This window comes from Aquimarina sp. MAR_2010_214 (genome assembly GCF_002846555.1).
Taxonomy (GTDB): Bacteria; Bacteroidota; Bacteroidia; order Flavobacteriales; family Flavobacteriaceae; genus Aquimarina.
Genome location: NZ_PJMS01000001.1, coordinates 3,597,981 through 3,610,783, shown reverse-complemented (window position 1 = coordinate 3,610,783; position 12,803 = coordinate 3,597,981). Strand labels below are relative to the sequence as shown.

The following is a 12,803-nucleotide window of genomic DNA, read 5'->3' as shown; positions in this document are numbered from 1 at the left end:
TAAAACAATCCAGTTTATAAATAATCAGTAGTCCAGTTTTGTTTCCATTTAAAAACAACATAGTTCTTATAAGAAATAGTAATCGTAATTTATACCTTCAATTATGTGATCAGGTTATTGGATTTATAAAATCTGGAAAACTACCTCCTTCTACAAAATTACCAGGGTCTAGAAAACTCGCTGATGATCTTAATATTCATCGCAAAACAGTAATCTCGGCATATGAAGAACTCATTTCGCAAGGGTGGGTAGAGACTATTCCAACAAAAGGCACTTTTGTTAGCAGTTCTCTACCTATAATTAACCCTAAAAGTTTTGTTGAACCTACTCTTAAAAACAACAGAAAAGAGAAAAGCGGTTTCTCATTCCTAACTCGACCACATTTAATACGAAAATCTAAGAATAAAATCAATCAAAAAATGCTAGTCGTTGATGATGGATGCCCTGATCATAGATTAGCCCCTATAGAGGAAATTGCAAAAATATACCGAAATATCACTAAAAAAAGTCATCATGAAAATTTACTGACCTATAGTTCTCCGCATGGAAATTTAGAACTTAGAAAAGCTTTGGTTACTTATCTTAATCAAACCAGAGGATTACATATTACTATTGATAATATTTTGATTACACGCGGAAGCCAAATGGGGATTTATTTAAATGGTCAATTACTACTTTCCTCTAAAAACAATGTTATCGTTGTTGGTAATACTAATTACATGACTGCGGATAACACATTTAAAGAAGCAGGGGCCCATATAGAGCAAGTACCTGTAGATAGCCAAGGTCTAGACACAAATGCCATCGAAAACTTATGTAAAACAAAAAGAATCAATGCCGTATATGCTACTTCACACCACCATCATCCTACTACAGTAACGCTTTCTGCAGAACGACGTATGCACTTATTGCAATTGGCTCAGCACTATAACTTTGCAATCATTGAAGATGATTATGACTATGATTTTCATTACAGCAATGCTCCAATTTTACCCTTAGCCAGTAATGATAACCACGGAAATGTAATCTATATCGGTGGTTTTACCAAAATCATAGCTCCTGCTATACGGATAGGGTATTTAATTGCACCAAAAGATTTTGTTGACGAAGCTGCGAGGCTAAGACGAATTATCGACCGGCAAGGTGATGCGCTATTAGAACAAACCTTAGCTCAAATGATTAGTACAGGGGATGTACAAAGACACAGTAATAAAGTATTAAAGATTTATAAAAGTCGAAGAGATTTGTTTTGTTCTCTACTAAAAGAAAAACTAGGTGATTATTTTGATTTTGAAATCCCTAAAGGCGGAATGGCAATATGGATAAAACTACACAAAACATACGATTGGGATACCATCTGTAACGAATCAGGAAAATTAGGTCTGGAGCTTAATCCAGACTGGCGTCGTTATGATAATGACAACTCAAGACATAACGGAATCAGAATGGGATTCGCTTCATTAAACGAAGAAGAGATTCGTGAAGTTATTGACAGGTTGACAACTATATTTGATACTATAAAACCTACAAAATAAAAAACTAGTATTAGCTTACTTTCACTTCTCGTTTATTTAATTGTATTTTATCTAACCAAACTACTATGATAAACCCAAAAGTATAAGAAAGCATATCTAACCATGAAAAAGAATTACCCAATATAATTCTTGCTAATTTATAATGCCCTAATCCCAAAACTTCTACAAAATTAAAATACTGTAAAATTTCAATTGTATATGAAAAAAGTAAAGTACCTATTGCAATTAGTCTTGCTTTTCCTTTTAAAAAACTCCTAAAAAAACAATAGATCAGTATTACAACAATAGTATCTCCCAAATATGGGCGAATAATCTTATCATCTACAAAAAGTGCTATCAGAATTTCAATCAAAAAGATAAAAATTGTTAAAAAAAAGTACTTCTTTTGAAATTTAAACATAGAGATTCTGGGTATTTTTTATATACGAAAAGTAGTATTCAAAATTAATATTTTTTAAAACAAAAACTACTTATACTTAATTAAATAATGTTTATTCTACAATCAAATCATATTTTGTTAACAGTCCTATAAGTCCTAATGTACTAAATTTCGCTTTCTTTAATTGATTGATTTCTGGATCAATTGTAAAGTTTTTAGCGGTTCTAAAATCAACTTTCTCTACAATAGTTCTTTCAAAAATAGCTCCTGATAAATTACCGTTAGAAAATATTGAACCAGTAAGGTTAGCATCTGTAAAATCTGCTTCTTTTAAACTACAATCGTTAAACGTAGTATTTTTCATAGAAAACCCATAAAAAGATGTGTAATCAAGGTTGCAGTGATTAAATTTTACTTCAAATAAAAAATCGTTGCATGTACTAAAATCTAAACCCAACATTTTACAAGCCTCGAAAACAACCTCCTGAAGAGAAGTCTCTTTCATCATTACCGCATTAAAATTGCAGGTATCAAACCTACATTCTAAAAAAGTAACTACAGACATATCTGTCTTAGAGAAATTACAATTTATAAATGTGCAATTATCATATTCCCTTGATGTTAATTTTTGACTAGAAAAATCCTGGTTTTCAAAGGTTTGATCGATTATTGGGTTACTCATAAAAATTGAATGTCAATGCGTTAGTTTATCCTCCAGGGTGGATTTTTTCTGTTATCTCCAGCAAAATATAAAATGATTAGGTTTCCATCGGGATCTTTGAGTCTTGCTTCCCGCCATAACCAACGTTGATCTGTTGGTAATAAATCAAAGTCTATTCCTTCATTTATAAGTCGCTCTACTTCTTTATCTAATTTTTCTGTTTCAAAATATACATGTACTCCATCATTGTCAGGCAATGCATCAACCAAATGAATAGAAAAAGTAGCATCACCTTCTATACATTCAAAACGAGCATAATTTGGTAATGATTCAACAATAAGATGTAATCCTAATTTCTTATAAAAAGAAATAGATGTTTCAACATCGAGGGATGGGATGGTAACTTGGTTTAGATTCATTTTTATATTCTTTAGCTTATAAAAGCTGTATCCCCACTTTACTGCATATTCATCTTTTCAAAATTTCTAAGATACATCTACAATTTTCTTCTTTTTTTCTCTTGAGAAAGTAAATTCAATTCTCTACTAGTTTGTCCGGCAACCGAGGTATTTTCTTCTGCTCTTCGAATTAGATAGGGCATTACATCACGTACAGGGCCAAAAGGCAAGTATTTTGCCACATTATACCCTTCTACTGCCTGATTAAAACTAATATGATCACTCATTCCATACAATTGACCAAACCAAACTCTAAAATCATTTTTAGCAATATTAAGTTCTGCCATTAGCTTCATCGCCAGATAACTACTCTCTTCATTATGCGTTCCTATAAAAATAGAGATATCATCTATGTTTTCAAGAATATATTTCATTGTAGTATCAAAGTTCTGATCTGTATGTTCTTTATCTTTACAAATAGGTGTAGGATATCCTTTTTCACTAGCACGTTCGTTTTCTTTTTCCATATATGCCCCACGAACGATTTTTATACCTATCTTAAAATCATATACTCTTGCTTCTTCATGTAGTTTTTGTAAGTACTCCAGGCGATCGTGTCTATACAATTGTAATGTATTATACACTATAGCTTTTTCTTTATTATACTTCCTCATCATTTTAGCCACCAGTTCATCTGCTGCGGTTTGCATCCAGCTTTCCTCTCCATCAATTAACAAAGCTACATCGCAATCATAGGCTTTTTTACACACCATATCAAAACGCTCTTCGATCCGCTCCCACTCCTTTTCCTCTTCTTTTGTTAAAACAACACCTTCGGTTTTCTTTTGCCAAATTAAAAAACGCCCAAATCCCGTAGGTTTAAATACCCCAAAAGGCATTGCATCTTTTTGATCTGCAAACTCAAGGAGTGTCATTGTTTTTTCTAATACTGCATCAAATTGTGCTTCTTCTTCTTTTCCTTCTACCGAATAATCTAATACAGAACATACCTTCTTGTTATACATTTTATCTACTACCGATAAGCAATCTTCTTCACTAACCCCACCACAGAAATGATCAAAAACAGTTGCTCTTATCAACCCTTGAACTGGCAAATGTGCTTTTATAGCAAAATTTGTAACCGCAGTTCCTATTCTAACCAAAGGTTCATTAGAAATCATTTTAAACAGAAAGTACGCTCTTTCTAGCTCTGAGTCACTTTTTAAGGTAAAAGCAATCTCAGTATTATCGAACAAATTGTCTTGGTTCATCAAAAGTTAATTTTAAAAATATGCACCTAGAAATATGATAAATTTCTATGCATACATTGCATTTATTTTAAGATATCTGCAAATATAGAACTTGCGAGTTTATTTTATTATAAATTCTGCTTAATTTCGCACCCAATAATTTAATACTATATGAAGCCCATAGTTTCTAAAGACTCTGTTGTGTATTTTGGAGAAGAATGTTACACTGCATTGAATACATATCTTTCAACAGCCAACCATTCAAAAATATGTATCCTGGTGGATGATAACACCCATGAGCATTGTTTGTCTTTATTGATGAGTAAGATTGAGAAAGAATATGATATCGAGGTTATTGAAATAGAAAATGGTGAAATTCATAAGAATATAGAAACATGTAGTGGTATCTGGAATGCTCTTTCTGAATTAGGTATGGACAGAAAAAGTTTAATGATTAATCTAGGTGGTGGAGTTATTACAGATCTAGGTGGTTTTATAGCTTGCACCTACAAAAGAGGGATTAGCTATATCAATATTCCGACTTCGCTACTGGCAATGGTAGATGCTTCTGTAGGAGGAAAAACAGGAGTGGATTTAGGAAATTTAAAAAATATGGTGGGTGTGATCAGTGAATCAGAAATGGTTCTTGTAGACACAGAATATCTAGCAACTCTACCGGTAAATCAAATGTGCAGTGGATTTGCAGAAATGCTGAAACACGGACTCATTCAAGATCGAAATTATTGGAAAAAAATAAGTGATCTTTCTCAACTTAATTTTGAAGATCTGGATCAAATGATCTATGATTCTGTTGTGATTAAAAATAAAATTGTTTCTGAAGATCCTACCGAGCAAAATGTTCGTAAGTTTCTAAACTTTGGTCATACACTAGGTCATGCTATTGAATCTTTTTATCTAACTCATCCAGAAAAATCTACACTACTACATGGTGAGGCAATTGCCATAGGAATGATTATGGAAGCTTATTTATCTACAAAACTGCTATCCTTAACCGAAGGAGATTTGCAATATATCAGCTCTGTAATTTTGGCTACATTTCCAAAAATAGATATTGATTCAGGAGATTATAAAAGAATTATGGAACTTCTTATTCATGATAAAAAGAATGAGAAAGGAAATATTTACTTTGTTCTGTTAAATACTATTGGTGATGCAAAATATAACTGTATTGTATCAGACGAATTAATTCTTAATTCTTTTGAGTATTACGCCTCTCTTTAAACACTTACGATAACATATTACATAACTAATTTATAACACTTTACAGCAAATCCATGCGGTTTACACAAGCATATGTACTAATGTTATTCATTAAAACAAGTAAACTTAATATTGAAAAAGATCTCATTCTTAGTATTTCATTACATTCGTAAAAGATAAAATGTAAAAAATCGTAATCCTTTGAGAAAAAAACTTATTAAGCTTCTTAAAATACTACTACTAAGCATACTTACATTGTTGATTATTACTATTGCAACCTTGTATTTCTCTTTACATGAAAAACTTCCTGAAGGAAAACCTGGTCAGGAAGCCGATGAGTTTGCATTAAAAATACTAGATGCTGTTAAGCACGATAACTATTTAAATACAGATTATCTAAAATGGACTTTTAGAAATAAAAATCATTATCTCTGGAATAAAAAATTAAATATCGTGACGGTAAAAATAGATGATCACTCAGTGCTTCTACATTTAGATTCACCAGAAAAAAATGAAATACTAAGTACATTGTATTTTAATGATCAGGAAAAGAAAAAAATGATAGAAAAAGCATTGGTGAATTTTAACAATGATTCCTTTTGGCTGGTTGCTCCTCATAAGCTTTTTGATAAAGGAGTAATTCGTAAAGTAGTAACTATAAAAGATAATACTAAAGGATTATTAGTAACCTATCAATCTGGAGGAACTACTCCAGGAGATTCTTATCTTTGGAAAGTAGATACAAACTACAGACCGATAAGTTACAAAATGTGGGTATCTATCATTCCGATTGGAGGTCTAGAAGCCACCTGGGAAAACTGGACTATCACAAAAACAGGGGCTCATTTCTCTCAACACCATAAATTACTTGGTTTCGGAATCCCTATTAGTGATCTCAAAACCTGGAATGACTAAAATAAAAAAGGGGCAAAACGTTATGTTTCACCCCTATAAATAGCCCAAATATTATATTCTAATTATTTTATAGATACTTTTTGAGTAACTGTCTTTTTAGAATCCGTTACCTGAACAAAGTACATTCCCGGTGAGAGCGTACTAACATCTATTGTATGACGATCTTTCCCTCCTGGAGGAGTATCTAAATCAATAACTCTTAAGACCCTACCATTAATATCTTTAATCGATAATGTAGAAGAAGTATTTAATACATTACTAACTTCAATAGTAAGAACTTCATCAGCTGGATTTGGATACGTTTTGATACTTAGTTCTTTCAAAATCTCACCTCTTTGTAGAGAAACTCGAGTAGCAGCCCCACAAGAACCAAGATCTTTCCAACTAGAACCTGTCCATTCAAATAAATTACCTTGATAGGTAACTCGATCTCCTGCAGAGTATGTTGTACCACTAGAATGTGGCTGTACTCCTGCACATGGATCATTTGGAGTAGTTGGACATGGACCAAGATCTGTCCAACTAGAACCTGTCCACTCAAATAAATTACCTTGATAGGTAACTCGATCTCCTGCAGAGTATGTTGTACCACTAGAATATGGCTGTACTCCCTCACAGGTGATTCCTCCACCATCACTACAATTACCAGTAGAAGCATAACTATCTTGACCACATTGAACTGTAAAAGAGTTCACTACAGTATTAGATGATTTTTTAGCTTCCCAACTTGCTCCTCGTGTAGTTGATACCTGTCTGGTCTGACCAGAATTAATCGAAAACTGAGAACTATTATTTGTAAAATACTCTAAAGTACAATCTGTATTATTGTTAAACGTTACAGTTGCAGAATCACCAGTATTACATCCAGTAGTACCACATGTCTGAAGACAACTTGAAGAACTAATTTTATTACGAATCACATTACCCGGTTGGGTACCAAATCCTTTAGTAAAATTAATTCCTGAATTAGTAAGGTGACAATAACTCATAATAGTACCTCCATCTGATGGGACTGCTGGTGTAGAACAACTACCTTCTACATTATAGCAACCATCAATAGCTGTATTATTGCCATTCCAAACACAAGCATGAGTATGACTAGAACCTAGGTTATGTCCCATTTCATGAGCAATTACCATTACAGAAAATGAGTATGTTGGTACATTACTAAAAGTTTTATTAATACCAGAAACTCCAAATCTATAATTAGATTGGCAAACACCACCTAAATACGCTACTCCACCAGAGAAGTCATACGTTACAAAATGCCCAAGATCTGCTCCATTAAGACCATTTTGCTTTCTATAACTTGAATAATCAGATAACCCACTAAAAGGGTTTTGAGAAGTCCACGCATTTATCTGTGATATTTTTACAGTCACGTTATCATTCGAATACAATATAGCTACCTGATTAAATATTGATTGCAGATAATCAGATGCCTGCTGGCTTCCTCCTTTATCTGTTACAACATCATTTCCTATATCAAAATATACTTTAACACACTTTTCTGCTGCTTTACTGGTAGAAGGATTATCCGAAAGCTCTTCTTTTGTATAACCTTCATAATCCAATTCAGTATTACAAGTGAAATCTTGTAAATGAAGTAAGTTATTATCCTCATATATGATATGTTCTGAGCTGTTCTCTAGTCGCCCCATAACAAGGTTTCCGTTTCCTCCATCAATACTAATGATACCAGAAACTTCGCCGTTTAATAAACTAACGGCCGCAATAGAATTTGTTTTACCGCGCACTACTCCTCTATAATGAGAAAGAGTATTATCTGATTTAACAACTTTACCAGAAGGCATTTCTACAGTTTTAAAGTCATCTGTAGCGATATCTACCTTAACTAATTCTAATACCATAGAAGATTTTTGCCCTGGTATTTCCAAATTCATAGTTTTGGGAGCATTAGACTTCATAGATACCAACTTTTTAGTATCTAAAGAAAATAAAGTATAATCTTTAACCTCTTTTGGCAATTGAACATTTGCTTTTTGTTTAGCAGTTATTAAACTAAACAAATTAACGTCTTGAAAATCAGAACCCATTGTTTTTTGCTGTTTTACCAGCTCATTAGGTTTATGCTGCTGTTGAGCATGCATAAAATTTATTACCATAAAAAAGGTAATTGCAATTTTGAACATGTTTTTCATCGTGAATAGTTTTAATTTCGAAGAATTCCTCTATTGACTCCATTGGGCTATTTATACTATCAATAGTTAAAACTTCAAAGAGTTTGTATGTGTTAGTTAAAAATTTGATTCTAATCTAAAAGAAACAATCGTAGAATTCATGAAGAATAATCCACAAGATCATCTATATCTCACCGTTACAACAAACTTATTTAAGATAAGAAATTGAATAACATCCCAAAGCGAGATAATTTTTTTGCAGATCATGCGAAGTAATATCAGTGGCTGTTATTTTAACAGTATACACTGCAGATGGTCTTGTAGATTGTAATAATAACATTAAGAATGAATTTGTGTAGTTAATAAAAGTTAATACAAACTTGAAGAAAAAAATGGGTTTCAACAACTATTACATGTCCAATAACACGTATAAAGCGTCCTAAATCATGTTATGACCCAATACAAAATCAATCATCTTGTTATGATATATATCTTCCTATATGAAATTGATTTCACCCTATTATTATAATCATTATTAACTATAAATTCGTATCTCTTTTTACTACAGAAGTACTTTGTTATTTTCACTTCATTAAAAAATAACACGTATTTAGTAAAACCGAAGCAAAACCTATTTCACAAAACGCTATCAAATAACTACATTTGCAATCTTGGTTTAAAATTTATGGTTGCATCAGAAGAAAATATTGAAGTTTTAGGAGCGCGTGTTCATAACTTGAAAAACATCGACGTTACCATACCTCGTGAAAAATTGGTAGTGATAACTGGTTTATCAGGATCAGGTAAATCTTCTTTGGCCTTTGATACTATCTATGCCGAAGGACAACGACGTTATATAGAAACTTTTTCTGCCTATGCAAGACAATTTTTGGGAGGATTAGAACGACCAGATGTAGATAAAATTGATGGTCTTTCTCCTGTTATTGCAATAGAGCAAAAAACTACCAGCAAGAGCCCACGTAGTACCGTTGGAACCATTACCGAAATTTATGATTTCCTTAGATTATTGTTCGCCAGAGGAAGTGATGCCTATAGCTATAATACAGGAGAAAAAATGATAAGCTATAGTGATGAGCAGATCAAGAATCTAATCTTAAAAGATTTTGCTGAAAAGAAAATAAGCATCCTAGCCCCTATCGTTCGTTCTAGAAAAGGACACTATCGAGAATTATTTGAACAAATTGCAAAACAAGGTTTTGTAAAAGTGCGTACTGATGGAGAGATTAAAGATATCACCAAAGGTATGAAGCTTGACCGTTATAAGACTCATGATATCGAAATCGTTATAGATCGATTAATGGTTAATAAGGATCAAGATAATTCAAAACGCTTGATGGAAACGATCAATACTGCAATGTACCATGGTAATGATGTATTGATGGTAATCGAACAAGAATCTCAAGAGGTACGCTTTTTCAGTCGAAATTTAATGTGCCCATCTAGTGGTATTTCATATCCTAATCCAGAGCCTAATAATTTTTCATTTAACTCTCCAAAAGGAGCTTGCCCTAAATGTAATGGTATCGGAAATTTGTATGAAGTAAACTTAAAAAAGATTATTCCAGATGATTCTAAATCCATAAAAAATGGAGGGTTAGTTCCGCAAGGACCTCAAAAAAACAATTGGATTTTTAAGCAATTAGAACTAATCGCACAACGCTATGATTTTAAATTAAGTGATCCTATAAAAAAGATCCCTAAAGAAGCCATGCAAATCATCCTTCATGGTGGAAAAGAAAAGTTTACCATAAACAGTAAATCTCTTGGAGTTACCAGAGACTATAAAATTGATTTTGAAGGCGTAGCTACATTTATTGATAATACATATAAAAACAATGACTCTACTTCATTACGAAGATGGGCCAAAGATTTTATGGATAATATCCAATGCCCGTCTTGTGAAGGATCAAGATTGCGTAAAGAGTCCTTATATTTTAAAGTAAATACAAAAAATATAGCAGAATTATCTGCAATGGATATTAATGAACTTTCCGATTGGTTTAAATCTCTTCCCGAGCATTTAAGCGAAAAGCAAAACAAGATTTCAGGAGAAATATTAAAAGAAATTAATGCCAGACTTCAGTTTTTGGTAGATGTAGGGCTCACCTATTTATCTTTAAACCGAAGTAGTAAATCACTCTCTGGTGGTGAAGCGCAGCGTATACGGCTAGCTACTCAAATCGGTTCGCAACTCGTAGGAGTTTTATATATTCTGGATGAACCCAGTATTGGTTTACACCAGAGAGATAACCAGAAACTAATCAACTCATTAATTCAGTTACGGGATATTGGTAATTCTGTTATCGTTGTAGAGCATGATAAAGATATGATTGAACGTGCTGATCATGTTATCGACATAGGTCCTTTGGCAGGAAAACACGGTGGAGAAATTATTAGTGAAGGTACTCCCGAAGAATTACAAAAACACGATACACTAACAGCTGATTATTTAAGTGGTAAAAAGCAAATCGAAACCCCTGCCAAACGAAGAAAAGGGAATGGAAAAACTATTTCACTAAAAGGAGCTACAGGAAATAATTTAAAGAATGTATCTATCGATATTCCTTTAGGTAAGATGGTTGCCATTACTGGAGTTTCGGGTAGTGGAAAATCTACACTCATTAACGAGACACTCTACCCTATCCTAAATGCGTATTATTTTAATGGTGTAAAAAAACCAATGCCATATAAAAGCATCAAAGGTCTCGAACACTCGGATAAAGTAATTGACATTAATCAATCTCCTATAGGTCGCACACCAAGATCTAATCCTGCAACATATACGGGGGTGTTTTCTGAAATACGAAGTCTATTTGCTAAAACTCCCGAAGCTATGATTCGCGGATATAAACCGGGACGTTTCAGCTTTAATGTTCAAGGAGGAAGATGTGAAACCTGTAAAGGTGGTGGATTAAGAGTAATAGAAATGAATTTCTTACCCGATGTATATGTAGAATGTGAAACCTGCCAGGGAAAACGATTCAATAGAGAAACCTTAGAAATTCGATATAAAGGAAAATCTATCTCTGATGTCTTAGAAATGACAATCAATGAATCCTGCTTATTTTTTGAGCATATCCCTAAGATTTCAAGAAAATTAAAAACCATCCAAAATGTTGGATTAGGATATATTACTCTTGGGCAACAATCGACTACATTATCCGGAGGGGAAGCACAACGTATCAAACTAGCGACAGAATTATCAAAAAGAGATACTGGTAACACTTTTTATATTCTTGATGAACCTACGACAGGTCTTCATTTTGAAGATATTCGTGTTTTGATGGAAGTACTAAATGAATTAGTAAATAAAGGAAATACAGTTCTAATTATTGAACACAATATGGATGTAATCAAAATGGCCGATTATATTGTTGATATTGGATATGAAGGAGGAAAAAATGGAGGGAAAATCGTAGCTAAGGGAACACCAGAAGAAATTATAAAAGATAAAAAAAGCTATACTGCACAGTTTTTAAAGAAAGAACTGTAAGTAGACAATATTAAAAAATAAATTTATGAGAAAAGAGCAACACCATAAAGGCTGGAATGAAATAAAAACAAATGATTCATGGGCAATCTTCAAGATTATGGGAGAATTTGTTAATGGGTTTGAAAAAATGAGTAAAATAGGACCTTGTGTATCTATTTTTGGATCTGCCCGCACAAAAACAGATGATAAATACTATCAACTAGCTGTAGATGTGGCCAAAGAAATTGTAGATCAAGGTTACGGAGTTATCACTGGTGGTGGTCCCGGTATAATGGAAGCAGGAAATAAAGGAGCACATCTGGGAGGAGGAACTTCTGTAGGACTTAACATAGATTTACCTTTTGAACAACATGATAATCCATACATCGATAGCGATAAAAGCCTGGATTTTGACTATTTTTTTGTACGTAAAGTGATGTTTGTAAAATATTCTCAAGGATTTGTAGTTATGCCAGGAGGGTTTGGAACTTTAGATGAATTATTTGAAGCAATAACATTAATACAAACCAAAAAAATTGCGAAATTCCCAATTATATTAGTAAGTACTGAATTTTGGGGTGGACTAATTGATTGGATAAAAAGTACATTGCTACAAAAATTCGGAAATATAAGCCCGGGAGATTTAGATTTAATACATATTGTAGACACCCCAGGCGAAGTATTAGGAATTTTAGATAAGTTCTATACTCAGTACAATTTAAGTCCGAATTTCTAATTCATTTTATAATCAATCAATCACTAATATAAATCGGTTTTGGAAAATATCATAGCAAGGCATTGTTATAAGTA

Annotated in this window: 10 protein-coding genes; 5 read left to right on the top strand and 5 right to left on the bottom strand. The window is 32.8% G+C overall.

Annotation, left to right across the window (positions count from 1 at the left end):
- Positions 1–38: 38 nt before the first annotated feature.
- Positions 39–1,535 carry a PLP-dependent aminotransferase family protein gene (locus tag ATE84_RS15465; RefSeq protein ID WP_101448818.1) on the top strand — a complete coding sequence of 499 codons (1,497 nt, stop codon included), beginning with the start codon at positions 39–41 and terminating at the stop codon, positions 1,533–1,535.
- Positions 1,536–1,545: 10 nt separating this feature from the next.
- On the opposite strand, the gene ATE84_RS15460 is transcribed toward ATE84_RS15465, so the two are convergent.
- From ATE84_RS15460 to ATE84_RS15445, 4 genes are all read right to left on the bottom strand, one after another.
- Positions 1,546–1,887 carry a DUF2809 domain-containing protein gene (locus tag ATE84_RS15460; protein ID WP_233195824.1) on the bottom strand — a complete coding sequence of 114 codons (342 nt, stop codon included), beginning with the start codon at positions 1,885–1,887 and terminating at the stop codon, positions 1,546–1,548.
- 139 nt (positions 1,888–2,026) lie between these two features.
- A complete protein-coding gene (locus ATE84_RS15455; protein ID WP_101448816.1) occupies positions 2,027–2,596 on the bottom strand; it encodes a pentapeptide repeat-containing protein in 570 nt (189 codons plus the stop codon).
- Between the two features lie 20 nt (positions 2,597–2,616).
- Positions 2,617–2,994 carry a VOC family protein gene (locus ATE84_RS15450; RefSeq protein WP_101448815.1) on the bottom strand — a complete coding sequence of 126 codons (378 nt, stop codon included), beginning with the start codon at positions 2,992–2,994 and terminating at the stop codon, positions 2,617–2,619.
- Between the two features lie 77 nt (positions 2,995–3,071).
- A complete protein-coding gene (locus ATE84_RS15445; RefSeq protein ID WP_101448814.1) occupies positions 3,072–4,244 on the bottom strand; it encodes a proline dehydrogenase family protein in 1,173 nt (390 codons plus the stop codon).
- A gap of 150 nt (positions 4,245–4,394) precedes the next feature.
- Here ATE84_RS15445 and aroB point away from each other — a divergent pair, with 150 nt between their 5' ends.
- Together aroB and ATE84_RS15435 are read left to right on the top strand one after the other, a co-directional pair.
- Complete coding sequence (aroB, locus tag ATE84_RS15440) at positions 4,395–5,465, top strand: 3-dehydroquinate synthase (protein WP_101448813.1); 1,071 nt, start codon at positions 4,395–4,397, stop codon at positions 5,463–5,465.
- Positions 5,466–5,645: 180 nt separating this feature from the next.
- Positions 5,646–6,359, top strand: coding sequence for a hypothetical protein (locus ATE84_RS15435; protein ID WP_143273651.1), 714 nt, complete (start codon positions 5,646–5,648; stop codon positions 6,357–6,359).
- A 62-nt stretch (positions 6,360–6,421) separates the two neighbouring features.
- Here the strand turns inward: ATE84_RS15435 and ATE84_RS15430 are convergent, their stop codons facing one another.
- Entirely contained in the window at positions 6,422–8,521 is a 2,100-nt protein-coding gene (locus ATE84_RS15430; protein WP_101448811.1) for a M12 family metallo-peptidase, read from the bottom strand.
- Between the two features lie 664 nt (positions 8,522–9,185).
- Between ATE84_RS15430 and uvrA the strand changes: the two genes are divergently transcribed.
- Together uvrA and ATE84_RS15420 are read left to right on the top strand one after the other, a co-directional pair.
- The gene (gene uvrA / locus ATE84_RS15425) at positions 9,186–12,014 is read left to right on the top strand and encodes an excinuclease ABC subunit UvrA (RefSeq protein ID WP_101448810.1); all 2,829 of its coding nucleotides are present in this window, start codon (positions 9,186–9,188) and stop codon (positions 12,012–12,014) included.
- A 25-nt stretch (positions 12,015–12,039) separates the two neighbouring features.
- Positions 12,040–12,729, top strand: coding sequence for a TIGR00730 family Rossman fold protein (locus ATE84_RS15420; RefSeq protein WP_101448809.1), 690 nt, complete (start codon positions 12,040–12,042; stop codon positions 12,727–12,729).
- Positions 12,730–12,803: the final 74 nt, after the last annotated feature.